This is a genomic window from Aquabacterium sp. G14 (genome assembly GCF_037482285.1).
Taxonomy (GTDB): domain Bacteria; phylum Pseudomonadota; class Gammaproteobacteria; order Burkholderiales; family Burkholderiaceae_C; genus Aquabacterium.
Genome location: NZ_JBBEYB010000004.1, coordinates 152,857 through 178,673, shown reverse-complemented (window position 1 = coordinate 178,673; position 25,817 = coordinate 152,857). Strand labels below are relative to the sequence as shown.

Annotated in this window: 19 protein-coding genes; 9 read left to right on the top strand and 10 right to left on the bottom strand. The window is 66.1% G+C overall.

Translation table 11 applies throughout. The features are described from left to right. Positions 1–22: 22 nt before the first annotated feature. From WIT60_RS06690 to WIT60_RS06675, 4 genes are all read right to left on the bottom strand, one after another. Positions 23–643 (bottom strand): PEP-CTERM sorting domain-containing protein, encoded by a 621-nt coding sequence (locus WIT60_RS06690; RefSeq protein WP_339583155.1) that lies wholly within the window; start codon positions 641–643, stop codon positions 23–25. 154 nt (positions 644–797) lie between these two features. Beyond that, positions 798–2,321 (bottom strand): glutamate--cysteine ligase, encoded by a 1,524-nt coding sequence (gene gshA / locus WIT60_RS06685; protein ID WP_339583154.1) that lies wholly within the window; start codon positions 2,319–2,321, stop codon positions 798–800. 180 nt (positions 2,322–2,501) lie between these two features. Beyond that, positions 2,502–3,554: a DUF2804 domain-containing protein gene (locus tag WIT60_RS06680; protein ID WP_339583153.1), complete on the bottom strand. Its 1,053-nt coding sequence runs from the start codon at positions 3,552–3,554 to the stop codon at positions 2,502–2,504. A gap of 27 nt (positions 3,555–3,581) precedes the next feature. Then, positions 3,582–4,607, bottom strand: a complete 1,026-nt coding sequence (locus WIT60_RS06675) for an AraC family transcriptional regulator (RefSeq protein WP_339583152.1) — start codon at positions 4,605–4,607, stop codon at positions 3,582–3,584. Between the two features lie 177 nt (positions 4,608–4,784). Here WIT60_RS06675 and WIT60_RS06670 point away from each other — a divergent pair, with 177 nt between their 5' ends. Together WIT60_RS06670 and WIT60_RS06665 are read left to right on the top strand one after the other, a co-directional pair. Beyond that, entirely contained in the window at positions 4,785–5,762 is a 978-nt protein-coding gene (locus WIT60_RS06670; protein WP_339583151.1) for a sterol desaturase family protein, read from the top strand. Beyond that, on the top strand, positions 5,716–6,981 hold the full coding sequence (locus tag WIT60_RS06665; RefSeq protein ID WP_339583150.1) for an RsmB/NOP family class I SAM-dependent RNA methyltransferase: 1,266 nt from the start codon (positions 5,716–5,718) through the stop codon (positions 6,979–6,981). The genes WIT60_RS06670 and WIT60_RS06665 overlap by 47 nt, the downstream gene beginning before the upstream one ends. A gap of 61 nt (positions 6,982–7,042) precedes the next feature. On the opposite strand, the gene epsE is transcribed toward WIT60_RS06665, so the two are convergent. Beyond that, the gene (gene epsE / locus WIT60_RS06660; protein WP_339583149.1) at positions 7,043–7,855 is read right to left on the bottom strand and encodes a polysaccharide export protein EpsE; all 813 of its coding nucleotides are present in this window, start codon (positions 7,853–7,855) and stop codon (positions 7,043–7,045) included. Positions 7,856–8,029: 174 nt separating this feature from the next. Continuing rightward, positions 8,030–10,402: an EAL domain-containing protein gene (locus tag WIT60_RS06655; protein ID WP_339583148.1), complete on the bottom strand. Its 2,373-nt coding sequence runs from the start codon at positions 10,400–10,402 to the stop codon at positions 8,030–8,032. A 213-nt stretch (positions 10,403–10,615) separates the two neighbouring features. Here WIT60_RS06655 and WIT60_RS06650 point away from each other — a divergent pair, with 213 nt between their 5' ends. Continuing rightward, positions 10,616–12,910, top strand: coding sequence for an NADP-dependent malic enzyme (locus WIT60_RS06650; protein ID WP_339583147.1), 2,295 nt, complete (start codon positions 10,616–10,618; stop codon positions 12,908–12,910). Positions 12,911–12,959: 49 nt separating this feature from the next. Continuing rightward, the gene (locus WIT60_RS06645; protein ID WP_339583146.1) at positions 12,960–13,862 is read left to right on the top strand and encodes a DMT family transporter; all 903 of its coding nucleotides are present in this window, start codon (positions 12,960–12,962) and stop codon (positions 13,860–13,862) included. A 159-nt stretch (positions 13,863–14,021) separates the two neighbouring features. On the opposite strand, the gene WIT60_RS06640 is transcribed toward WIT60_RS06645, so the two are convergent. Further along, complete coding sequence (locus tag WIT60_RS06640) at positions 14,022–15,176, bottom strand: acyl-CoA dehydrogenase family protein (protein ID WP_339583145.1); 1,155 nt, start codon at positions 15,174–15,176, stop codon at positions 14,022–14,024. A gap of 182 nt (positions 15,177–15,358) precedes the next feature. On the opposite strand from WIT60_RS06640, the gene WIT60_RS06635 reads away from it, so the two are divergent. Continuing rightward, entirely contained in the window at positions 15,359–16,240 is an 882-nt protein-coding gene (locus WIT60_RS06635) for an SDR family oxidoreductase (RefSeq protein WP_339583144.1), read from the top strand. A 6-nt stretch (positions 16,241–16,246) separates the two neighbouring features. Here the strand turns inward: WIT60_RS06635 and WIT60_RS06630 are convergent, their stop codons facing one another. Continuing rightward, entirely contained in the window at positions 16,247–18,418 is a 2,172-nt protein-coding gene (locus tag WIT60_RS06630) for a PAS domain-containing protein (RefSeq protein WP_339583143.1), read from the bottom strand. Between the two features lie 241 nt (positions 18,419–18,659). On the opposite strand from WIT60_RS06630, the gene WIT60_RS06625 reads away from it, so the two are divergent. Continuing rightward, complete coding sequence (locus tag WIT60_RS06625) at positions 18,660–19,643, top strand: sodium-dependent bicarbonate transport family permease (protein ID WP_339583142.1); 984 nt, start codon at positions 18,660–18,662, stop codon at positions 19,641–19,643. Between the two features lie 34 nt (positions 19,644–19,677). On the opposite strand, the gene WIT60_RS06620 is transcribed toward WIT60_RS06625, so the two are convergent. Together WIT60_RS06620 and WIT60_RS06615 are read right to left on the bottom strand one after the other, a co-directional pair. Continuing rightward, on the bottom strand, positions 19,678–21,357 hold the full coding sequence (locus WIT60_RS06620; protein WP_339583141.1) for an isovaleryl-CoA dehydrogenase: 1,680 nt from the start codon (positions 21,355–21,357) through the stop codon (positions 19,678–19,680). Positions 21,358–21,422: 65 nt separating this feature from the next. Beyond that, positions 21,423–22,430: an LLM class flavin-dependent oxidoreductase gene (locus tag WIT60_RS06615; protein ID WP_339583140.1), complete on the bottom strand. Its 1,008-nt coding sequence runs from the start codon at positions 22,428–22,430 to the stop codon at positions 21,423–21,425. Between the two features lie 135 nt (positions 22,431–22,565). Between WIT60_RS06615 and WIT60_RS06610 the strand changes: the two genes are divergently transcribed. The 3 genes from WIT60_RS06610 (at position 22,566) to WIT60_RS06600 (ending at position 25,815) form a co-directional block, all read left to right on the top strand. After that, positions 22,566–23,375 carry a DODA-type extradiol aromatic ring-opening family dioxygenase gene (locus tag WIT60_RS06610; RefSeq protein WP_339583139.1) on the top strand — a complete coding sequence of 270 codons (810 nt, stop codon included), beginning with the start codon at positions 22,566–22,568 and terminating at the stop codon, positions 23,373–23,375. 70 nt (positions 23,376–23,445) lie between these two features. Then, entirely contained in the window at positions 23,446–24,201 is a 756-nt protein-coding gene (locus WIT60_RS06605; protein WP_445207669.1) for a TetR/AcrR family transcriptional regulator, read from the top strand. 6 nt (positions 24,202–24,207) lie between these two features. Next, on the top strand, positions 24,208–25,815 hold the full coding sequence (locus tag WIT60_RS06600; RefSeq protein ID WP_339583137.1) for a carboxyl transferase domain-containing protein: 1,608 nt from the start codon (positions 24,208–24,210) through the stop codon (positions 25,813–25,815). Positions 25,816–25,817 lie beyond the last annotated feature (2 nt).

The window sequence follows — 25,817 nt, the reverse complement described above, 5'->3', positions numbered from 1 at the left end:
GTCACTGCAGAGCTGCCCCGACTCAATGACGTGAACGACGTCGATGGACACATGCCATCAAGGCCAAACCGGTCGCCAACAGCGCCCAGGTCGAGGGCTCCGGCACGGCCGCAGCCGACACCTTGAAGTTGTCAAAGCCATTGATCTCGCTGTTACCTTGCCCGAAGCCATTGTGTGACTCCAGCACGATGCTCACGCTCGTGACATCGGCCAGCACATCGCCCAGGTTGGCACCCCAGGTGGCCGCATCCAGCGTCGTGGCATAGGTTTGCCAGGTGCCACCCGGCTCTGTGCCTGGTACCAGATCCACTGTCACCTGCCCAGCCGAACCGGTCAAAGTGACCTGCCCGAAGTCCCCCCAATCCGATGCGACACCGCTGAGGTTGATGGCATCGAAGGACAAGGTGCCGCCCAGATACTGCGACCAGTTGCCCAGCAGGGACGACGGCAGGTACAGCGACATGTTGGCGCCATCGATGTCGGTTTGCGCCAGGTAGCCGCCCGCCTCGTGAACCAAGGTGCCGCCCGTTGCGGTGATACCTTGGGCATCGGTGTCAAAGGTCAAGGCGATGTTGGCCGCCTGGGCTCCGCCCACGCAGGCCGCCGCCAGCATCACCGCGCTCAAGCCATTGCGCATGCTCATGTTCCGGTCCTCCCTATGATTGGTGTTGCCAGCCCGCGGCCGGCCCAATCACTCTAAGAGAGAAATTCGGACACATCTGGCGACTGCAACACGCAGACACAATTGACCATGCAGCAGGCACCGCCTCCCCCGTGAACCGGGGAGGCGCAGGCGCTCAAGCAGCCTGTACGGTCAAGCCGGCTGGGTCCACGTAGCGCTGACGGAAGGCCTCGAAGTCCAGCGTGTCCGCGGCCTCGATCTGCGCCTGTTCGGCCAAGGAGGCTTGCGCCTGCGCCTGCCAGGTGGCGCGTTCAGCCTCCGACAAGGGCTGCGACAACAGGGACTGCTTCACGTCTTGCGAACAAGCCAAGCCAAAGGCATCGAAGCGACCAGCATGCTGCGTGCGGATCGCCTCCAGCACACGGGCCGAGGGCAAGGTGTCGGGCGCCAGGAAGTCGCGGCGCGCCTGGGCCCAGGCTGCCTGATACGCCTCGCCACCTTGGGCTTGGTCCAAGGCTTCGGCCACCGCCATGCCTTCGTCCAGCAAGGCCAAACCCCAATCCCGCAAGCTGATGACTTGACCGCCCCGTTGCAGCATCAGCCCCGGCTCGCGCCCACGGGATGCCGCCAACAGGTGGTTGGCCTGCAAGGCTCGGATCTCCTCAGGGCTGTCCGGCGGGCTGTCCGAGAGCAGCGCATGCGTCAGGAACACGTCCAGCACCCGGGCCGTGTGCGTATCGATGCCCACCGCCAGGAAGGGATTGAGGTCCATGCAACGTACCTCCACGTACTCCACACCCCGCTCGCGCAGGGCGTGCAAGGGACGCTCACCGCTGCGGATCACGCGCTTGGGACGGATGGTGCTGTAGAACTCGTTTTCGATCTGCAGCAAGCTGGTCGCCAGCTGGCGGTAGCCGCCCTGCTCGTCACGGATGCCGATGGCCTCGTAAGCCGGGTACGGCACCGTCAGCGCTTCGTGCAGCGAGTTGGCATAGCCTTCCAGGTCGTTGTAGCTCACGCACAGGGCCGATTGCGCATCGCTCTGGTAACCCAGGCGACCCATGCGCAGCGAGGTGGCGTAGGGCAGGTAGAGCGTCGCGTCGCTCAGGGTGTCCAGGCCATGCGGCTGGCCGGCGGCAAAGGCCGAGGTCACCGCAGGCGAGGCACCAAACAGCACCAGCAGCAAGAAGGAGTGGCGACGGAAGTTGCGGATCAGCGCAAAGTAGTCGGCACTGCTGGCGCCAGGGAAGGACCAGTTGTAGTGAATGCCCGAGATGGTCTGCATCCGCGAGCCGTAGCGATGCGACAGGCCCAGGCGATACACGCGCTTGGCCTGGCCGACGTTCGAGCTGCCGTAGTAGCCAATCGGGATGTCGGCATCGGCGGGCAAGCGGCCCGGCATGCTCGCGGCCCACATGCACTCGTCGCCCAGCGATTGCAGTACCACGCGGTGGATGGTGGTGAGCTCGTTGAGGCAGTCGTCAACGCGGTCGTGCACACCCGTCACCAGCTCCAGCTGCGATTCGCTGAAATCGGTGGTGATGTGCGGATGGGTCAGGGCCGAGCCCAAGGCTGCCGGATGGGGCGTGCGTGCCAAGGCACCGTCCGGCGCCACACGCAGGCCTTCCTTCTCGATGCCACGCTTCATGCCACGCAGGCGTGCGGCATCCAGGTCGCGCAGTCGTTGATGCAAGGTCATTCCGGGCCTACCCCTCTATTCTCAGCACAGGTGCCCCACCCACCCGGATGAGGCACGGGCGCCGATTGTGCGCCAAGCTGCCGACGCGTGCATGACAGCCCGAAATGCCCTTTTTGGACCTGCATCAAAGACGATGCCGACGGTTTTGACTTAGCGGCGGCGACGGAGTGGCACGATGGCTCACCACCGCGAGCGGTGATCCTCGGTCACCCCCAGCAGCCCATCGATCGGGATGACAGGCCCGTCGGGGGCCGTGCGCACCCAGCCGTGGAAGGTGCCCACGGGCTGGATGTAGCTGCTGGCCGCGACGCCGAGGTTGCGCCGATCTTGACGCGCGCCCTCCGGACGGAACTGCAACTCGAGCAGGCCATCGTCGGTGTGGATACGCCAGGGGCTCAGGGGATGCGCCGGATCGAAGTCGAACTGTGCCGCGCCCAAGGGATGCAGCCCCCCGTCCAGCCACAGCGCATTTTCCTGGTCGCCAAAGTAGCCTTGCTGCAGGTTGAAACCCAGATGCCGGTCGTGCGCGCTCGCCCAGCGCCAGGCGGTGTCACGTGCCAGCAGCCCGTTGGAGCTGTCCAGGCTGCCGGTGGCATCTTGCAGGCTGTGTCGCTCACCCTCCAGCTCGAACCAGCCCGCCACGGGCAGGCCGGGGGACTTCTGTGTGGCGTGCCCCAGGCCACCGTGCACGGGGCCCACCGCCAGCAAGAAAGGCGGTGCCTGACTCACATCCAAATCCACCTGCAGACGCAAGCCACCCGCCCGCACCCGCACGGCCAGCGTCTCTCCCGCGGACTGACCGATGCGCAACGTGGCACCTGGACCGCGAAACCGCGCCTGCCCGCCATGCACCGGTTGGTCGCTCACCGCGCCTGACAGCCAGGGCAAGCCATCTTGCGACCAGTCCAGCACCACCCGCTTGTGCCGGCGATCGAACACATAGGCAAACGCCGACATGGCCCACCCCAGGTCCACAATGGCCAAGCCGATGAACCAGTGTTCGGCCGCCAGCCCCACGTACTGCCAACGCTTGTGGTGACAGCGACGCCACCAGATCGCGCGCTGCTGGGCACTCGTCAAGGTCGACCAGTCGATGCGTGGGATGCACCCGGCATAGCGACCCGTGGCGATCTGACCCGCGTGCACGACCGACAGCGGTGGTGCGGGCACAGGCGACTCGGATGTTGGAGGCAAGGGGCTGGGAGGCGGCGCTGTGCGTGTCCCTGGACTCATCGTTGGATCCTGTTCATGTGCTGCCACTCATGTGCTGCGGCCAATTGTCAAAGCCCGACGACAGAGTGTCAGCTGCCGCTGCCGACGCCATTGCACCGGGGGCAGCCCCGTCCAATGGCGAAAGGCCCGCGTGAAGGCGCTTTGCTCGGAATAGCCCAGCAGCAAGGCGATCTCGGTCACGTCCAGCCGATCGCGTGTCAGGTGGGCCTCGGCCAGGTGCCGACGGGTGTCGTCCAGCAGTTGCTGAAACGAGGTGCCCTGCTCGGCCAGGCGGCGCTGCAGACTGCGCACGCTGGTGTGGTGGGCCTCGGCCAAGGCCGCCAGCGTGGTGCGCCCCTCGCGGATCAAGGGCACCAGGGTGCGGCGCCAGGCATCGACCACGGCGGGCACCCGTGACACCTCGGCCAGCAGCGCTTCGGCCTCGCGGTCCAGCGCGGCGAGCAAGGCCGAGTCGGCCTGGCGCATGGGCAGGCCCAGCACGGCGGCATCGAGCACGATGCGGGTGCAGGCCGCATCAAACCGCACGCCACCGCCAAAGAAGTCGAGATAGGGCTGCACCTGCGTGGGCGGTGGGTTGACGAAGCACACCTCGCGCACCGGCCAGTAGCGTCCGGTCAGGTTGCGCGCCAGTTGCACCAGCGACGCAATCGCGGTCTCATCCACCAGGGCGCCGGGCCGGCCACGGGCCACGCCCCACTCCACCGCCACACCGTCAGGGCCGGGGCGCACTTCCGCCGGGTTCGCGTCGTACACGGAGGCATGAAAGCGCTCCAGTCGCTGCAGGGCCTCGCCCAACGTCGCGCAGGCCAGGGCCACATGGCCCAGCACCCCGAAATGATGCGGCCCGATGCCCTCGGCAATGCGCAGCCCCAGGCCGGGCCGCTGCTCCAGCGCATCCACCCGGGCCAGCCAGCGCTGCCAGATCGACATGGGCACGAAGTGCGCGTCCGGGTCGGGCGCCTCGCCCAGCACCTGCGATGGGTCCAGCCCCTGCTGCACCAGGTATTCCTGCAACAGCTGAACGTAAGACGAGGCAACGCGGGTTTCGACCATGGACCTTCCATCAAGACAGCCCCGATCATGCCGCCCTTGCGGCCCCACGGCCATCGGGACGAGCCTCATGCGTGCCGCCTCAATTTGGCGCGATCGGTCAAGAAATGCCCGCCGCGGCACGGCAAGCTGAAGGCCTGTTTGCAGCCATCCGCTGCCTTTCCCCCCCGCCTGATCACCATGACCGACCTGGCCACCTTGCTCGCCACCTGGCGCATCGATTTGCCTTTCACCGTGCCGCCCTGGCTCGCTCACTCCGACCTGCGCGAATGGCTGCTGGTGCTGCTGGCGCCCGTGTTCCTGCTGACGGTGCTGGTGGAATGGCTGCATTTGCGGCGCCGTGACCGTCAAGCCGGCCCACCCATTTACGAACTGCGTGACGCGCTCGACAGCCTGAACCTGGGCGGCGTCTACATGCTGCTCGACGTGGTGATCGTGCTGACCCTGGTGCTGCCCGCGATGACTTTTGTCTACGGCCACCGCCTCACCACGATCGACATCACGCCCTGGACCTTCGCCGCCCTCTTCCTGGGCGTGGAGTTCTGCTACTACGTCTTCCACCGTGCCAGCCACCGCATCCGCTGGTTCTGGTGCGCACACGTCGTGCACCACGGCTCGGAGCACATGAACTTCACCACCGCCATGCGCCAGAGCTGGCTCTACAGCTTTGCCGGCAACTGGCTGTTCTACACCCCGCTGGTCTGGCTGGGCTTCGAGCCACGCTGGGTGCTGTTTGCGCTGGCCATCAATCTGGCCTACCAGTTCTTCGTGCACACACAGTGGATCGCCAAGCTGCCCGCGCCCATCGAGTTCATCTTCAACACGCCCTCACACCACCGGGCCCACCATGGCCGCAACCCGCGCTACATCGACAAGAACTACGGCGGCACGCTGATCATCTTCGACCGCCTGTTTGGCACCTTCGTGCCCGAGACCGAAGCGCCCGACTACGGCCTGGTGCGCCAGGTGCACAGCCACAACCCGATCTGGCTGACGATCCACGAGTGGGTGGCCATGCTGCGCGACATGGCCCGCCCCGGTCCATGGTCCGAACGACTGAAACACCTGTGGGCGCCCCCGGAATGGGAGCGAACGCGGGATAATCCGGCCCATGCATCCGAACGCCCTCCTCGACCTCACCACGCAACTCGTCCGTGAGGTGCTCAAGCTCGACGCCCCGGCCGACAGCATCGTCTCGTACTTCTTCCGCAGCCACAAGGAGCTGGGGCAGCGCGAACGCCACGCTCTGGCCGAAACCGCCTACGCGGTGCTGCGCCAGCGCCTGCTGTGGGCCAACCTGGCCCAGTCCGGTCACGGCCCGATGGAGCGCCGACTGGTGCTGCTGGCCTGGCAAGGTGAACCCCATGTCCTGAAAAAGGGCATGACCGCCGACGAGGCCCAATGGCTGGAACGCACCCAGGCCGTGGACCGCAGTGCGATGCCCGACAAGCTGCGCCACAACCTGCCCGACTGGCTGTCCAACAGCCTGCGCGCGCAGCTGAGCGATGAAGAGTTCTGGGCCCTGGTGGCCACCTTCTCGGCCGGCGCCCCGCTGGACCTGCGCGTCAACGCGATCAAGAACAAGCGCGAAGCCGTGATCGAGGCCCTGGCCGCCGCCAACATCCACGCCGAACCGACGCCCTACTCGCCCATTGGCCTGCGCATCCAGGGCAAGCCGGCGCTGCAAAAGCTGGCGCTCTACACCGGTGGCGAAGTGGAAGTGCAGGACGAAGGCAGCCAACTGCTGGCCCTGCTGACAGGTGCCAAGCGCGGTGAAATGGTGGTGGACTTCTGCGCCGGCGCCGGCGGCAAGACCCTGGCCCTGGGCGCGATGATGCGCAACACGGGCCGCCTGTACGCCTTCGACATCTCCGGCCACCGCCTGGATAACCTCAAGCCGCGCCTGGCGCGCAGCGGCCTGTCGAACGTGTACGCGACCCAGATTGCGCACGAAAACGACGACCGCATCAAGCGCCTGCGCGGCAAGATCGATCGCGTGCTGGTCGATGCGCCCTGTTCGGGCCTGGGCACCCTGCGCCGCAACCCCGACCTGAAGTGGCGTCAAAGCCCCAAGGCCATCGAGCAGTTGCAAGCCAAGCAGACATCCATCCTGAACAGTGCCGCCCGCCTGCTCAAGCCGGGTGGCCGTCTGGTGTACGCCACCTGCAGCCTGATGCCCGCCGAGAACGAGGTCATTGCCAACGCCTTCAGCGAAAGCCACCCGGACTTCGTGCTGCTGGACGCGAAGGAACAACTGGAGAAGATGGGCGTGGCCCAGGCCGAGACGCTGGTCACACCGGCCGGCCACCTGCGCCTGTGGCCGCACCGCCATGCCACCGACGGCTTCTACGCCGTGGCGTGGGAAAAGAAGGCCTGACCATGAAAAAGGCCTGAGTCACCTCAGGCCTGCATACGGGTCAAAGCGGGAAAGCGCCTGATCAGAACAGGCTTTCCTTGATGTAGATGATGTCGGACGGCTGAAGCTTGTCGTTCATGCCCGGCTCGATGATCTTGACCTTGCCCGACGCATCGCGGCGGTGCACTTTGATGCCGCGCTCGGTGCCGCGCAGGGTCAAGCCACCGGCGGTCGCCAGCGCCTGCAGCACGGTGGTGTCACGCACCAGCACCTGAGCGCCAGGACGCTGCACTTCGCCATACACATAAATCTGGGGGGCGCGGTCCACCCAGATGCTGTCGCCGTTTTGCAGCTGCATGTCTTCGACCGTGCCCTGGCTGGCAAATACCTTGGGGAAGTCCACTTCCAGGCGGAAAGGCTTGCCCTCTCGCGTGCCCGACACCACCACGATGTCAGAGCCCACGCCCGGCACGATGCCGCCGGCCAGCGCCAAGACTTCGCTCAGTCGCGAGTTGCCCGCTTCCAGCGGATAACGACCCGGACGGTTCACCTGCCCCAGCACCGACACCTGGTTGGCCTTCACGGCGATCACCAGGATCGCGACCTGAGGCTGCTTGAGGAAGTTGCCATCCTTCAGGCCTTTGGCGATCTTCTTCTCGGCGTCCGACACGGTGAGCCCACCGATCTGCACACTGCCCAGCAAGGGGTAGGAGATCACCCCGCCTTCAGGGATGCGGGTTTCGACCAGCAAGTCCGGGTTCTGGTACACCGTGACCCGAATCTGGTCACCCGCGCCCAGCACGTAAGCACTGTCCTCTGCAGCCCAGGCACCCAGGCTGCAAGCCATCAACATCGTGGTCATCAACCACTTCAGCACATCACGCATTCTCGTCATCACATGGTCCTCGCATCAACACATCGGGGCCCCCCTAGCGGGAAGCCTCGTAGCGCCCCAATGTAGCAGCGGCACTTGGGCGAAAACGCGTCAGAACCCCGGTGACACCACGAGTCGGGGTTCTCGCTTTCCCTGATGCCTGATCGCCGATGGCGCGCGGCAGGAACCGGCACCTCAAGCCAAGCTCATGTTGGTGCGCTCCAGGTAAGCCGCCACCTCCTGTGCCGGCATGGGGCGCGAGATCAGGAAGCCCTGCACGTCGCCACACCCCAGCGCACGCAACATGACCAGCTGTTCGGCGGTCTCCACCCCTTCGGCGGTGATGTCCAGGCGCAGAGCCTGGGCCAGCGTGATGATGGCCGTGACCACCGCCTGAGCGTCCTGGTCACTGTCGAGCGAGCGCACGAACATGCCGTCGATCTTGAGCTTGTCGAGCGGGAAGCGGCGCAGATAGGCCAGGGAGGAGTAGCCGGTGCCGAAATCGTCCATGGCCACCCGCACGCCACGCGCGCGCAAGGCCATCAGCGTGGCCTGGGCACCGTCGTGGTCTTCGATCAGCGCAGACTCGGTGATTTCCAACTCCAGACGCTCCGGAGCCAGTCCACTGATGTAGAGAGCCTCGTCCACCAGATCGAGCACCGCCGAACTTCGGAACTGCACCGCAGACAGGTTGACGGCCACACGCAACGCTTCCGGCCACTTGGCGGCGGCCAGGCACGCCTCGCGCAGCACCCAGTTGCCCAGTGGCACGATCTGACCAGTCTCTTCGGCCACAGGGATGAACTCACCCGGACCGATCAACCCCCGCTCAGAATGCTGCCAGCGCACCAAGGCCTCAAAGCCGATGACCTCACCACTGTCAAGGTGCATCTGGGGCTGGAAGTACAGCTGGAACTGCTCGGCCGCGAGCGCCTGGCCGAGTTCATTTTGCAAACGCACGCGGGCACGGGCGCTGTCGGCCAAGCCGATGTCGAAGAAGCGGAAGGTGTTGCGGCCAGCCGCCTTGGCAGCGTACAAGGCCAGGTCGGCACACTGGAGCAAAGACTGCGGATCACGCCCGTCACGCGGCGCCAGCGCCACGCCGATGCTGGCACGCACCTCCACGAGCACGTCATCGAGCTGGATGGGTTCGCTGAGCAGGTTGAGCAGGCGCTCGGCCAGCGCGCCCGACTTCTTGGGGCTGGTGTAACGCCAGGTCAGCAATGCGAATTCGTCGCCCCCCAAGCGGGCCAACAGGTCGCCCTCGGCCAGGATGGTCTTGAGACGGCCACCGACCCGACGCAGCAACTGATCGCCGACGCTGTGTCCCAGCGAGTCGTTGATGTGCTTGAAGTTGTCGAGGTCAAGGAACAGCAGCGCACACGGACGTGGCTCGGCGTCGGGGGCGGCCTTGAGTCGCTCCAGTTCGGTGCTGAAGCGATGGCGGTTGGCCAGTCCGGTGAGCGCGTCGTAATTGGCCAGACGGGCCAACTCATCGCGCGCCTGACGGGTGTGGGTGATGTCGGAGCCCACACCCCGCCAGCCCGCCGCCCGGCCCTTGTCGTCGAACAAGGGTTTGGCCGACAAGGACCACCAGTGAATCTCGTGGGCCACCTCCACCGGGATCTCCAGATCACGGAAGGGCTGGCCCATGCGCAGGCAGGTGGTGAGCCGGTTCAAGGCCTCGGTTGCCTCGTCGTCGTCAGGCGGCACCATCAGGGCCAGCAACTCGGTGAAGGATTGTTGCAAGAGCTGCTTGGCGGGCAGGCCGAAGGACTCGGACAGACGCCCTGAGACGTGACGCAGGTGACCCGTGGGCGAGACCTCCCACAACCAGTCGGAGGCGTGCTCTTCGAAATCGCGCAACAGCAGGTCGATCAGCTGCTTCTGGCGATCGGTCTCGGCCTCGGCGCGCAAGCGGCTGACGAAGACTTTGCCGCTGGCATAGCTCACGGCGCACATGATCACGGCGTACACAACCAGCAGGGCCAGCAAGGTGTGGTTGTCGGCCACGCCAGAGCGGGCCAGCCCCACGATGCTCGCCACGGACAGGGTCAGCACGAAGGCCCATGCCACCGGCACCATGGGACTGAGCAGGAACGCGCCACCGCAGATGGTGCCCACCACCACGGCCGCAATCAGCAGCGAACCTGCATGATCGGCATCGGGAAACACCATGGCAGGCAGCACCGACCACAGCACCGCGAAGAACACCACCTGCGCCACGATGAGCCGGGCGGCACCGCGCGTGGCGACCGGGCGAGGCGCCTTGCGAATCAGGCGGCGCCACCACACCGCGGCCACCGGCAAGGACAGCACCACGGCAAAGCACCACAGGGCCAGGATCAGGTGAGGCAGTCGCCCCCAGAACACCCACGAGATGCCCATGACATTGACCGCATTGCCCGCCGTGACCAGGGGCAACATGCGCACCAGTGCCTTGATCTGACGGGCACGGAAATGAGCGGCCAGAGGGCCATCGACGGCCTCACTGGGCACCACGTCATGACGCCACTGCGCCCAACCTTGCGGCCACTGTTGCTTACCGGAATCGTGTGCCTGGTACATCCCTGCCATTCATGCCCAAAACATGTGGTCAGCGTAACCCGATAAGGCCGCTGTTCGCGGGCCCGCAGGCTCGCAAACGCGATTTCAGCACGGGAAACAGGGGAAATCTCTGCCCTCATCCCCCTAAGTCGGGTCAGGGGGAACCTCACCGAAGCGTGGCACCCCGGGCAGATGTCGTACCATCGTCGCCCTCTCCGCGTGAAATAGACGATCATGAGTTCTGATAAGCCCTTGTCCGACGCCGAACAGTCCCTGCGCGACGCCGCCAACGAATACCACCGCCTGCCGACCCGCGGCAAGATCTCGGTGACCCCCACCAAGCCGCTGTCCAACCAGCGCGACTTGGCCCTGGCCTACTCGCCCGGCGTGGCCTACCCCTGCCTGGCCATCGAGCAGGACCCGGGCAAGGCCTTCGACTACACGTCGCGCGGCAACCTGGTCGCCGTGATCACCAACGGCACCGCGGTGCTGGGTCTGGGCGACATCGGCCCGCTGGCTTCCAAGCCGGTGATGGAAGGCAAGGGCTGTCTGTTCAAGAAGTTCGCCGGTGTTGACGTCTTCGACATCGAACTGGCCGAACGCGATCCGGACAAGCTGATCGAAATCATTGCCGCCCTGGAGCCCACGCTCGGCGGCATCAACCTCGAAGACATCAAGGCGCCCGAGTGCTTCTACATCGAGAAGGAACTCAGCGCCCGCATGAACATCCCCGTCTTCCACGACGACCAGCACGGCACGGCCATCATCTCGAGCGCCGCCCTGCTGAACGGCCTGGAACTGGTGGGCAAACAGATTGACCAGGTGAAAGTGGCCGTCTCGGGCGCCGGCGCTGCGGCCATTGCCTGCCTGGACGTGATGGTGGGCCTGGGCGTCAAGCGCGAAAACATCTTCGTGTGCGACTCCAAGGGCGTGATCCACCACGAGCGCACCGACAAGCTCGACGTCTCCAAGCAGCGCTACCAGCAGACCACCTCGGCCCGCACCCTGGCCGATGCGGTCAATGGTGCCGACGTGTTCCTGGGCTGCTCGGCTCCCGGCGTGCTGACCGCCGACATGGTCAAGACCATGGCCGACAAGCCGCTGATCCTGGCGCTGGCCAACCCCGAGCCGGAAATCCGCCCTGAAGTGGCCAAGGCTGCCCGCCCGGACTGCATCATCGCCACCGGCCGCTCAGACTACCCGAACCAGGTCAACAACGTCCTGTGCTTCCCCTACATCTTCCGTGGCGCGCTCGACTGCGGCGCCACCAAGATCACCGAAGCGATGAAGCTGGCCTGCGTGCGCCAGATCGCAGACTTGGCCAAGGCCGAGATCTCGGACGAAGTCGCTGCTGCCTACCCGGGTCGCGAACTGCGCTTCGGCCCGGACTACCTGATCCCGACGCCGTTCGACTCGCGCCTGATCCTGCGCATCGCGCCGGCAGTGGCCGAAGCCGCCGCCGCCTCGGGCGTGGCCACCCGCCCGATCGCCGACCTGAAGGCCTACCGCGACTCGCTGACCCAGTTCGTGACCAACACGGGCCTGTTCATGCGTCCGCTGTTCCTGGGTGCCAAGGCCGCGCCCAAGCGCATCGCCTACGCCGAAGGCGAAGAAGAGCGCGTGCTGCGCGCGGCCCAGATCGCCGTGGACGAAGGCATCGCCCAACCCATCTTGGTCGGCCGTCCTGACATCATCATGGCGCGCATCGAACGCGCTGGACTGCGCCTGGAGCCGGGCGTGAACTGCGAGATCGTCAACCCGGCCAAGGACGAACGCTTCAAGCGCTACTACGAGACGTATCACAAGCTCAAGGCCCGCGACGGCGTCTCGCCTGACCTGGCCAAGGTCGTGGTGCGCCGCTCCAATTCGCTGATCGCCACCTTGATGGTCAAGCTGGGCGATGCCGACGGCATGATCTGCGGCGTCATCGGCCGCTACGACTTCCATCTGGAGCACATCCGCGACGTGATCGGTGTGCGCGAGGGCGCCCATGGTCTGGCCGCACTGAATGCGCTGATCCTGGACAACCACAACCTGTTCATCGCCGACACCTTCGTCAACGAAGACCCGACTGCCGAGCAACTGGCCGACATCGCCGCGATGGCCGTGGAAGAGGTGCAGCGCTTTGGCCTGCCGCCGCGCGTGGCCTTCCTGTCGCACTCGATGTTTGGCTCCAGCAGCCGTCCGTCGGCGCGCAAGATGCGCCAGGCCCGCGACATCTTCGTGGCCCGCATGCCCCACATCCCCGCCGACGGCGAGATGCAGGGTGACGCGGCCCTGAGCGAAGCGGTGCGCAGCAAGCTGCTGCCCGGGTCGACGCTGGATGGCAGCGCCAACATCCTGATCTGCCCGAACCTGGATGCCGCCAACATCCTGTTCAACGTGCTGAAGATGACCGGCGGCAATGGCATCACGGTGGGCCCGATCCTGCTGGGTGCCGCCGCACCGGTGCACATCCTCAACCCGTCGGCCACGGTGCGCCGCATCGTGAACATGACGGCTGTGGCGGTCGCGCACGGTACCAAGTAAGCCCCTGCATTCAGGTCAGCGGGTGCCGCAAGCTAGACTGACGGCACCCATGAATGCACCACCTCGCCCCGCTGCCCTACAGGGCTACCTTGCCGCCCTGTCCACCGCGCTGATCTGGGCGGGTTTCATGTTGCTGGCCCGCGTGGCCGGCCAGCACGCCCTGACCAGTTGGGACGTGGTGGCTTTGCGCCTGGGGACCGCGGCCCTGGTCTTGCTGCCCTTTTGCTTTCAACTGCCGCCCGGCACCTGGCGCAACCCACGTTTGTGGGTCTTGTCGCTGACGGGCGGCTTTTTGTTTTTGAACCTGGTGTACGCGGGCCTGAGCCGGGCCCCGGCGGCCCACGGCGGCGTGTTCCTGTCCGGGCTGCAGCCCTTCATCATCACGATGCTGGCGTGGTGGATCCTGGGTGCCCGCCCACGCCGTGAGCGCATGTGGGGGCTGTTGGCGATCGCCTTGGGGGTGACCTGTGTGGCTGGCCCGCAGTTGCTGGGCAGCCATGCCGCCAGCGCCAGCACGCTGCAAGGTGACCTGCTGCTGGTGTGTGCCTCGCTGGCCTGGGCCACCTACAGCGTGATGGTGCGCAAGTGGGTGTTCGATGTGTGGCTGCTGACGCGCTTTCTGGCGGTCGCCTCGGCCCTGGTCTATATCCCGATCTACCTGTTTTGGCTGCCCAAGAACCTGGCGGCCGCGCCCTGGTCGATGCTGGCCTTGCAGGCGGTATACCAAGGCGTGATCACGACCATCGTGGCCATGCTGCTGTTCCTGCGGGCCATCTCCATCCTGGGGCCCGAGCGTACCGGGGCCATCGTGGCCATCGTGCCGGTGGTGGTGGGTCTGGCGGCCGTGCCGCTGCTGGGTGAGCCGCTGACGCTGTGGCTGATCGGGGGCATGGTGCTGGTGTCGGGTGGCGCCTACCTGGCGGCACGACCCTTGCCGACACCGCTGCGCTGAAGCACCGAGGCAAAAAAAAGGCCCCGCCCGAAGGCGAGGCCCGAATCGCCTCTGTCCGCGGGTAGCGGACAGAGCCCCCCTCAACACGATCTGCCGACGGACCGAGCGCCTCGCACGTCCGCAGCGGCGCGGCCTCGGCGGCCCCACATTCCGCCCCCCTTACAGGCCCATCTGCTTGATGATGATCTCGTTCATGATTTCGTGCGTGCCGCCACCGATCGACAGGATGCGGTTGTCACGGTACAGGCGCTCGACCACCGATTCGCGCATGTAGCCCATGCCGCCGAAAATCTGCACGGCTTCGTGGGTCACGTAGTCGGCCACGTCGGTGGCGAAGTTCTTGGCCATGCACACCTCGTTGATGGCCGGTTTGCCGGCCTGCATGCGGGCGGCCACGCGGTAGCTGTACTCGCGGGCCACTTCGACGCGGGTGGCCATTTCGGCCAGCTTGTGGCGAATGACCTGGTGCTTGGCCAAGGGCTTGCCAAAGGTGACGCGGTCCTTGACGTAGTCCAGACAGGCTTCCAGTGCCATCTGGGCCGTCATGTAGGCCATGATGGCCAGCGAGAGGCGTTCGGCCTGGAAGTTGGCCATGATCAGCATGAAGCCGGCGTTTTCCGGGCCGATCAGGTTGGCGACCGGCACACGGCAGTCTTCGAAGAACAGCTCGGCCGTGTCCGAGGCCCACCAGCCCATCTTCTTGAGGTTGCGGCCCACGCTGAAGCCGGGCGTGTCTTTCTCGATGAGCAGCAGCGAGACGCCAGTGAAACCTTCGCCGCCCGTGCGCACGGCCACGGTGTAGTAGTCGGCGCGGGTGCCGGAGGTGATGAAGGTTTTGGAGCCGTTGACGATGTAGTGGTCACCATCTCGCACGGCACGGGTGCGCAGGTTGGCCACGTCGGAGCCGCCACTGGGCTCGGTGATGGCCAAGGAGATGATCTTGTCGCCTGCGATGACGCTGGGCACCACGCGTTGCTGCAATTCGGGTGAGCCGCCTCGCCAGACAGGCGGCAGGCCGATGTCGAGCGAGCCCAGACTGGCGACGAGGCCACCTGAGGTGCTGCGCATCAGCTCTTCGCTGACAGCGACCTTGAGAAACACATCTTCTTCACCGGCACCGCCCAGGCGTTGTGGATGCCCGATCCCCAGCAGGCCCAGTTCGCCGGCCTTCTGGTAGAGCTCGCGCGGAAAGGTGCCCGCCTCCTCCCACTCGGCGATGTGGGGCTTGACCTCCTGCTCAATGAAGCGCCGCGCCGTGGTGCGGGCCATCTGGTGCGTTTCGTTGAAGTAGGTGGGGTACACAGCGTCGGTCATGGGGGCCTCGGGTGAATGCGGACCGAATGCGGTCAAGAGAACAGACAACAAGCCGTTCAGAATGGTCAGCGTAATGAGCGCCATGCCCGGTGACCATCGGTAATTAACCTTAATGGCGCTTGATTGACGCATACGTCACCCAGGTTTAGAGTGCCCTCATCTTTGTCTGCCTTCCCACTGCCATGACCACCTCTTCGCACTACGACAGCATCTTCCGTCCCGGCCTGTTCCGGGGGCAAGTCCATGTCGTCACGGGGGGCGGCAGTGGCATCGGCCGCTGTGTGGCGCATGAACTGGCTGCGTTGGGGGCGACGGTGGTGATCACCGGTCGCACCCAGGAGAAGCTCGACAAGGTGGCTGCCGAGATCCGTGAAGATGGGGGCCAAGTGGACACGGCGGCCTTCGACATCCGCGATGAGGACCAGGTGAAGGCAGCGGTGGCGCGCATCGTTGAGACGCATGGCCGCATTCATGGCCTGGTCAACAACGCAGGTGGGCAGTTTCCGGCGCCGATGGAGATGATCTCCAAGCGCGGGTTCGAGGCCGTGGTGGCCAACAACCTGACGGGCGGCTTTCTGATGGCACGCGAGGTGTTCAATCAGTCGCTGAGCAAGCACGGTGGCGGTGCCATCGTGAACATGGCCGCCGACATGTGGAATGGCATGGCCGGCATGGCGCACTCGGGTGCAGCCCGTGCCGGCATGGTGAACCTGACCAAGACGGCCGCCTTCGAGTGGGCGCGCGCGCACGTGCGTGTCAACGCGGTGGCGCCGGGCTGGGTGGCGTCGAGCGGCATGGACTCGTATGGCCCTGCAATGGCGCCAATGATCCTGAGCCTGAAGGACAACCTGCCGATGCGCCGCCTGGGCCTGGAAGCGGAAATCAGTTCGGTGATCTGTTTCCTGCTGAGCCCTGGCGCAGCTTTTGTCACCGGTGTGACGGTGGCGATCGACGGCGGTGCGGGCGTGAACAACCCGGTTTGGCCCAAGGCGCCACACGAGCCTGCGCCCAGCTTCAACGGCTTTCACCGAGCGACCACACCCAAGGTCTTGCAGGGTCTGTGAGCAGCTTCAGGCTGGCTGACGCGGCGGCAACCAACGGCTCAGCAAGGCCCACAGGGCTTCCGGGCTGAAGGGTTTGGAGATGTAGTCGTTCATGCCCGCAGCCAGGCAGCGTTCGCTGTCTTCGACCATGGCGTTGGCGGTCATCGCGACGATGGGCAACGGCGTTCGGTCCGGTAGCTGCCGGATCTGTCGCGTGGCCTCCAGGCCGTCCATCACCGGCATCTGCATGTCCATGAAGACGAGACGGTAATCGGCGGCACTGCCCGCCTCGACCCGGGTGAGGCGATCAACCGCCTGTTGACCGTTGTGTGCGAAGTCCACGACCAGACCGACCCCCTGCAGCAACTCGCCCGCCAGCAGGCGATTGAGTTCGTTGTCTTCCACCACCAACACCCGGCTCCCGCGCAGATAGGCCAAGGTCTCACGCGCCTCGCTCAGTGAGGTGGGCGTGCGCGCGTTCGGCCCGCTGCCGGCCTGCGCGGGCTCCTCCTCGGCGCGCTCCAGAGTGAGGGTGAACCAGAACAGACTACCCTGACCCGGCTCGCTGTGCACGCCCACGGCGCCACCCATTTGCTCGGCCAGATGGCGAGAAATGGCCAGCCCCAGGCCTGTGCCACCGTACTGCCGGGTGGTGGAAACGTCGGCCTGCTGGAAGCTCTGAAAGAGTTGGGACTGCTCGGTGTCGCTCAGGCCAATGCCGGTGTCGCGCACCTCGAAGCACAAGCTCACCTCGCGATCGGTGTGAGACTGCACCCGCACGCTCAGGTCGACCTGGCCCTGCTCGGTGAACTTCACCGCGTTGCTGCCAAAGTTGAGCAGCACCTGGCCAATGCGCAGGCCGTCGCCCATCAGGCGAGGGGACAGCGCCGGATCGATGTGCAACTGCAAGGCGAGCCCCTTCGCGTGCGCCTTGTCGATGAGCTGGGCATGCACGTCACGCAGGATCTGGGCGATGTCCACACTGAGGCGCTCCAGTTGCAGTTTGCCCGACTCGATTTTGGACAGGTCCAACACGTCGTTGACGATGCCCAGCAGGTGCTGGCTGGCCCCCTGAATCTTTTGCAGGTAGTCGCGCTGGATGTCGTCGAGCGAGGTGTCCAGGGCGAGGTGAGTCAAGCCGATGATGGCATTCATCGGCGTGCGAATTTCGTGGCTCATGTTGGCCAGAAAAGCCGACTTCAAGCGGGTGGTGGCTTCCGCGGCCTCCTTGGCCTTGCGCAGGGCTTCCATGGTGGCCCGCTCGGCGCTGATGTCTTCCATGATGCCCAGCACACCCTTGGCCGGGTCCTGCGGGTCGATCAGGCGCCCGGTGATGCGTGCCCAGAACAGGCTGCCATCCTGCCGGATCAGCTGCTCGTCGCGCCAGTACATCTCGCCCTGATTGATGATTTCGTAGACCTTGCGTCCACCCGCCTCGTACGCGGCATGGTCGGGATACCAGACCCGCGTGGATCGGCCGACCATGCCTCCGGGCTGGAACCCGAACATCTGCTCCAGACGCTGGTTGCAGTAAACCACATGGCGGTCCTTGAGCAAACCTATGCCCACGGGCACGGCATCGACAATGGTCTTCTGTTCGGCGTGGGCTTGGCGCAAAGATTCGGCCAGCTCGGCGAGCTGGTGGGTCCGCTCGTCCACCAGTTCAGTCAGGTGATTGCGCAGACGCTGCAGTTCCTGAGCGGCGCGCTCACGCTCGGTGATGTCGCGCGAAACACCGAGCACACCGATGACCTCGCCCCGGCTGTCAAGCATGGGGCTCTTGATGGTTTCAACCAGGCGAGGTTCGTCACTGCCCGCGAAGGTGATCCACTCCTCGTTCATGTGCGGCTGACCCGAGGTCATGGCCAGGAAGTCGTTTTCACGAAAGAGCGCCGCCTGTTCGGCCGACAGGAAGTCGGCATCGGTTTTGCCAATGATGTCGGCTTCCACGGCGCCGAAAAAGCGCTCAAAGGGCTCGTTGCAGGCTAGGTAGACGCCATCGATGTCCTTGAGCCAGACCAGATCGGGAATGTGGCGCACCAGGTTCTGCAACAGCAGGCGGCGCTCTTCCAGCGCCTGGATGCGCTGCCGCGTGCGGGCACGCCATGTCAGGCCCCACAGCGCAACGGTGGCACCGAGGGCCAGGAGCAGCACGGCCACCACCGTGTTGATCAACCACCAAGGTAAATCCGAGAACATGCACCACTGTCGCGCAGATCTCGGACGGCGTCTTGTCTCGAAAACCCCTGAGGAGCGCTCAGGCAAAACCGGGTTGACAGCCGACTCGGGGGTGCACGCGCAGGGGGCGGCCCGCATGACCCTGAGCTTGACCCGCCTTTGTCGTGGGTGCCCACCACCCGGGCCGCCAAACTGCTAGAGTTCAGTTCCGGTCGCTGCGTCCGGGCTCCCCCGGCATCGTGGCGTGACCGGAGCCCATCTCATGCAAAGTTTCCTCGACCCGGCCATCCTTTTTTTCGTGTTTGGCCTGCTGGCCGGCGCCCTGCGCTCCAACCTGGAGATCCCGCCGCAGATCGCACGCTTCCTCTCCCTGTACCTGCTGATGGCCCTGGGGCTGAAGGGTGGCTTCGCGCTGCACCAGTCGGGTCTGACGGCCGATGTGGCCGTGAGCTTGGGCTGCGCCTTGTTGTTGGCCACGGTGGTGCCGCTGCTGGGCTATCACCTGCTCAAACGCTTCCTGAGCGGCTACGACGCGGCCGCGATCGCGGCCACCTATGGTTCGGTCAGCGCCGTGACCTTCATCACGGCAGTGCAGTACCTGGACAACCACAACCTGCCCTATGGCGGACACATGGCCGCGGCCATGGCCTTGATGGAATCCCCGGCGATCATCATGGCGGTGCTGCTGGCCAACATGGTGCGCCAGCGTGAGAAGGAGCAGGCGCTCGCTGCCGAGTCGCGCACGGTCCGCAACACACCGCTGGGCCGCATCCTGCATGAGTCGGTGACCGACGGAGCGCAGTTGGTGTTGCTGGGCGCGATGGTGATCGGCATCGTGACCGGGCAATCGGGCCACGACGCCATGAAGCCATTTGCGGGTGACCTGTTCAAGGGCATGCTGGCCTTCTTCCTGCTGGACATGGGCCTGAACGCGGCACGCAACATGGGTGAGCTCAAGGGCAAGTCACCCTGGTTGCTGGCCTATGGCCTGATCGGCCCTCTGGTCCATGCGGCTCTGGCGCTGGGCCTGTGTGTGCTGCTCGACATCCCGGCAGGCAACGGTGCCTTGCTGATGGTGCTGGCCGCCAGTGCGTCCTACATCGCCGTGCCGGCGGTGGTGCGCCATGCCATTCCCGAGGCCAACCCCTCGCTGTACATCGGCATGTCGCTGGGTCTGACCTTCCCGTTCAACATCCTGATCGGGATCCCGATGTACGTGGGGGTGGCGCACCAGGTGCTACGCTGAGGGGGCAGCGCCCCTGCGCCGCACACCACGCCGATCAGGCGTCGCGCTGCGGGGTGGCACGCGCGATGATCGCCGCACAGTCGATGCCGCGCGGTAAGGTGCCGTAGTGGTGCTGGTTGTCGCCGCCCAGGCGTGAGGCACAGAACGCATCGCTGACCACGCTGGGCGCGTGCTGCACCAGCAGGGCCGCCTGCACCGCCAGCGCCATGCGGCCCACCACATCGCGGGCGCGGTATTCCAGATCGGACAGATCGGTGAAGGCGCGCTGCAAGTCGGCCACGTAGCGGTCGAGCAAGGCATGGCCGCCACGGGCGCGAGCCAGTTCGCTGAAGAAGGCCTGCACCACGTCCGGCGTCTTGTGCATGGCACGCAGCACGTCCAGACACTGCACGTTGCCGCTGCCCTCCCAGATGGCGTTGACGGGAGACTCGCGGAACAGGCGCGGGAAGGGACTGTCTTCCATCACCCCGCTGCCGCCGATGCACTCCATGGCCTCATAGGCGTGTTGCGGCGTGCGCTTGCAGATCCAGTATTTGCCGACGGCGGTGAGCAGGCGGGCCAGCCGGTCTTCGTGCAGATCAGTGGCGCGCTGGTCCATGGCGCGGGCCATGCGCATGGTCAGCGCCAGTGAGCCTTCGCTTTCCAGCACCAGGTCGGCCAACACGTTCTGCATCAGTGGTTGCTGGTTGAGCACGGTGCCGAAGGCCGAACGCTGCGAGCAGTGATGCAGCGCCTGGGCGACGGCCGCACGCTGGCCGGCCGATGAACCGATCATGCAGTCGAAGCGGGTCATGGACACCATCTCGATGATGGTGCGCACGCCCCGCCCTTCTTCACCGACCATCCAGGCCAGGGCGCCCCGCAATTCGGTCTCGCTCGATGCGTTGGAGACGTTGCCCATCTTGCGCTTGAGGCGCAGCACCTGCAGCGGGTTCTTGCTGCCATCGGGTCGCCAGCGCGGCAGCAGGAAGCACGACAGGCCGCCCGGCGCCTGGGCCAGCACCAGGAAAGCGTCGCACATGGGCGCGGACACGAAGAACTTGTGGCCGACGAGCTCGTACGCCTCACCGGGACCGGAGGCGTCTACCGGGTACGCTCGGGTGGTGTTGGCGCGCACGTCCGAACCGCCCTGCTTCTCGGTCATCGCCATGCCGATGGTCAGGCCGTGCTTGGCCGCGTCGGGCACGTTGCGCGGATCGTAGATGGGCGCGGTGATCTTGGGCACCCACTGCTCGGCCAGCTTGGGCGTGGTCAGCAGGCTGGGCACGGCCGCAAAGGTCATGGTGATGGGGCAGCCATGCCCGGCTTCCACTTGCGCCTGCAGGTAGAACTTGGCGGCACGGGCCACATGGGCGCCCGGCTTGGGATCGGTCCAAGGCGAGGCGTGGATGCCTTCTTCGATGGCCGTCTTCATCAGCGTGTGATACGCCGGGTGAAAGCGCACCAAGTCGACGCGGTGGCCGAAGCGGTCGTGGGTGTCGAGCTCGGGCGGGTGGCGGTTGGCCAGGGCGCCCAGCTCCAGATAGTCGGCCGAACCGGTGAGCTGGCCAAAACGCGTCAGGTCGGTCTGGGCCCAGGCCGCGCCCTCACGCTGGACGGCCTCCTGCAAGGCCGCGTCCTGCGTGTACATGTTGTAGCCCGCCAGCTCACACGAGACGTTGTGGACCTCGTGGGTCTGATCCAGAAAGCGGGACGGCGTGACAGGCGTGGACATGGTCGGCAAACGGGGTGATGACGCGACAGATCATGTCACCGATCATCATCATTTGCCAACTCATGTCATACCCTGATGTCGCAGACCTCGGCGGTGATCGCCATCGATCGCCAGCGCAGCGCGGGGTCGAACACATCGGACACCATCATGACCTCGTCGGCCTGAGTCAGCTCCAGCAAACGGGTCAAACCCGCGCGCACGGTATCGGGCCCGCCGATGACAGCCGCGCCAAGGAAGTCAGCCACGCCCGCGTGCTCGGACGGTGACAGCGTGGCGCGGAAGCCTGCGACTGGCGGCGGCAAACGCCCGCGCTCCCCCTTCAGGATGCCCAGCACGCGCTGCTCGGTACTGGTGGCCAGGAACTCGGCCTCGTCGTCGGTGGGCGCGGCCACGATGGGCACGCCGATCATCACGTGCGGCTGGGCCAGCACCTTGGACGGCTTGAAGCGCTCCCGGTACAGCTCGACCGCCTGCAGCAGCATGCGCGGCGCGAAGTGCGAGGCAAAGGCGTAGGGCAGGCCCTTCTCGGCCGCCAGTTGCGCAGAAAACAGGCTGGAGCCCAGCAGCCAGATCGGCACCTCGGTGCCCGCACCGGGCATGGCGACGATGGCCTGCCCCGGCTGCACCGGCCCGAGCAGGCGCTGCAACTCGCTGACCTCGCGCGGGAAGTCGTCTTCGGTTTCGACGTGGTGGCGGCGCAGGGCCCGCATGGTGGCGCGGTCGGTGCCGGGTGCGCGGCCCAGTCCCAGGTCAATGCGACCGGGGTAGAGCTCGGCCAGCGTGCCAAAGGCCTCGGCCACGACCAGCGGCGCGTGGTTGGGCAACATGATGCCGCCCGAGCCGACGCGGATGCGCTGCGTGCCCCCCGCGATGTGGCCCACCAGCACAGCCGTGGCCGAACTGGCGATACCGGGCATGTTGTGGTGTTCGGCCAGCCAGTAGCGGGTGAAACCGAGGGCTTCGGCCTGCTGGGCGGTGCGCAGAGCGATGGCGAGGGCCTCGGCCACCGTGCCGCCTTCGCGCACGGCCACCAGGTCCAGCATGGACAGGGCAATGTCTTGGAGCGCTTTCATCGAACCATTCTGCGGCACCTGGGTTTCCCCCTGCAGCCATCGGTCTATTCGCCCTTGGCCGATACTGAACGAGTGACACCCCAGACAGTGGCGTGTCCACCGTTTCGATCTCCAAGCCGCCACGAAAGACCCGCCATGTCCACGCCCACCCGCATGCCCACCTATTTCATCCCGCATGGCGCAGGGCCCTGTTTCTTCATGGACTGGAACCCGCCCACCACCTGGCACCGCATGCGCGACTTCCTGATGGGCATTGCCGACACCCTGACCTCGCGCCCCACCGCCATCGTCATGGTGTCGGGCCACTGGCTCACGGGGGGCTTCAACGTCACCAGCGGCGCCCAGCCCGAGCTGATCTACGACTACGGCGGCTTTCCGCCCCACACCTACGAACTGCGCTACCCCGCGCCGGGTGAGCCCCAGCTGGCCGAGCGCACCACGCAGCTGTTGCACGCCGCAGGCCAACCCTCCCAGGCTGATCCGCGCCGCGGCTTCGACCACGGCATGTTCATCCCGCTGAAACTGATGTTCCCCGACGCCGACGTGCCCGTGGTGCAACTGTCCCTGCGGCACGACCTGGACGCGCAGGCCCATCTGCAAGCCGGCCAGGCCTTGACCACCCTGCGCGACGAGGGCGTGCTGATCGTCGGCAGCGGCATGAGCTTTCACAACATGCGCGGCTATGGCGACCCACGCTTTGGCCCGATCTCCGACACCTTCGACGCCTGGCTCACCGCCACGGTGGAGGCCGACCCGGCGACGCGCGCACAGGGTCTGGCGCACTGGGACCAGGCCCCCTCGGCCCGGCTTTGCCACCCGCCCCGCGCCGAAGAACACCTGCTGCCCCTGATGGTGGTGGCCGGCGCCGCCAGCGAAGGACGTGGCCAGCGGGTGTTCAGCGATCGCGTACTGGAAACCACCTTGTCGGCCTACCGTTTCGACTGACACACGGCCGTTTGACCCGGGTTTTCCCGGGTGATGGAGAGGGGCTGCAGCGCTGGCTCCATGCTCATTTCTGAGTCATACTCAAAAAATGAGTTCCAGTACCCTGGCCCGCACCGTCCCTAAAAGCAGCAAGTCGCAGCATCGCCTGCAAGATTTGTTGAGCGCCGCTCAATCCGTGTTCACGCAGCACGGCTACCAGCGCACCACCATGGCCCTGATCGCCGAGACCGCCGGGGTCTCCGAGGCCACGGTCTTCACCTACTTCGCCAGCAAGCGCGAGCTGTGCATCCAGGTCATCACCCGCTGGTATGACGAAATCAGCGGCGAGCTGGAGCGCGACGTACCCCGTCTGAGCGGCGTGCACGCCAAGCTCAGCCACGTTGTGCGCGCCCACCTCGGCACCCTGCTGGCCGACGGCTCGGGCATGTGCGCCCTGGTGCTGGGCGAGGGCCGCGCCGCTGGCTCGGCCGAGCCCGAACTCGCCGAGGTCATCGCCGCCTGCAAGCGCCGCTACACCGCCCCCTTGATGGACGCGCTGGCCGAGGCCCAGGCCCAAGGCCAGGTCCGCGCCGACATGCCCCTGCGCCTGCTGCGCGAGCTGGTCTACGGCTCGATGGAGCACGTGCTGTGGGACGCCATCACCTCGGCCAAGCGCCCCGACATCGACACCACCGCCGCCCAGTTGACCGAACTGATCTGGAGCGCACTGGTGCCGCGTGAGGCCGCCCTGGCCTCGCTGGCAGCGCTCAGCCGCTTCCGCGACGAGGTCCACGATGCCCTGCATCGCGCCTCCCCTCCTCCTTCCCTGCCGCCGCTCCAGGCCTGATCGACCATGCCCGTCATCGAGACCCAACTCAATCCGCGCAGCGAAACCTTCAAGGACAGCGTCCGCGCCATGCAGGCCCTGGTGGCCGACCTGGAGGCGCAACTGGCCCGCATCGCCCTGGGTGGCGGTGACGCCCCACGCGCCAAGCACCTGGCGCGCGGCAAGCTGCTGCCGCGTGACCGCGTCGAACAGCTGCTTGATGCTGGCTCGCCCTTCCTGGAAGTGGGCGCGCTGGCTGCATTGAACGTGTACGATAACGCTGCACCCAGCGCCGGCATCATCACCGGCATCGGCCGCGTGTCGGGCGTCGAATGCATGATCGTGTGCAACGACGCGACCGTCAAAGGCGGCACCTACTACCCGCTCACCGTCAAGAAGCACCTGCGTGCGCAAGAGATCGCCGCGCAGAACCGCCTGCCCTGCATCTACCTGGTGGACTCGGGCGGCGCCAACCTGCCCAACCAGGACGACGTCTTCCCCGACCGCGACCACTTCGGGCGCATCTTCTACAACCAGGCCAACCTGAGCGCCGCCGGCATCCCGCAGATCGCCGTGGTGATGGGCTCGTGCACGGCCGGTGGCGCCTATGTGCCCGCCATGAGCGACGAGACCATCATCGTCGCCAACCAGGGCACGATCTTTTTGGGCGGCCCACCGCTGGTCAAAGCCGCCACCGGCGAGGTCGTCACCGCCGAAGACCTGGGCGGCGGCGATGTGCACACCCGCCTGTCGGGCGTGGCCGACCACCTGGCCCGCGACGATGTGCACGCGCTGGCCCTGGCCCGCCAGGCCGTGGCCCGCCTGAACTGGCGCAAGACGCCCGAGCTGGCCCTGGTCGCCCCGCGCGCCCCGCTGTACGACGAGGCCGAGCTCAACGGCATCATCCCCACCGACACGCGCAAACCTTTCGACGTGCGCGAGGTGATCGCCCGCCTGGTCGACGGCTCCGAGTTCGACGAGTTCAAGGCCCGCTACGGCACCACCCTGGTCACCGGCTTTGCCCACATCGAAGGCATGCCCGTGGGCATCGTCGCCAACAACGGCATCCTGTTTGCCGAAAGCGCCAACAAGGGCGCACACTTCATCGAGCTGTGCTGCCAGCGCAAAATCCCGCTGGTCTTTTTGCAGAACATCACCGGCTTCATGGTGGGACGCAAGTACGAAAACGAGGGCATCGCCCGCGCTGGCGCCAAGATGGTGACCGCTGTCTCGTGCGCCGCTGTTCCGAAGTTCACCGTCATCATCGGCGGCTCGTTCGGAGCCGGCAACTACGGCATGTGCGGCCGCGCCTTCAACCCGCGCCTGCTGTGGATGTGGCCCAACGCCCGCATCAGCGTCATGGGTGGCGAGCAGGCTGCCAGCGTGCTCGCGACCGTCAAGCGCGATGGCATCGAGGCCAAAGGTGGCAGCTGGTCGGCCGACGAAGAAGAAGCCTTCAAAGCACCCGTGCGCGATCAGTACGAAGCGCAAGGCCACCCCTACTACGCCAGCGCCCGCCTGTGGGACGACGGCGTGATCCGCCCCACCGACACCCGCCGCGTGCTGAGCCTGGCCCTCAGTGCCGCGCTCAACGCCCCGATCCCCGAGACGCGTTACGGCGTCTTCCGCATGTGAGG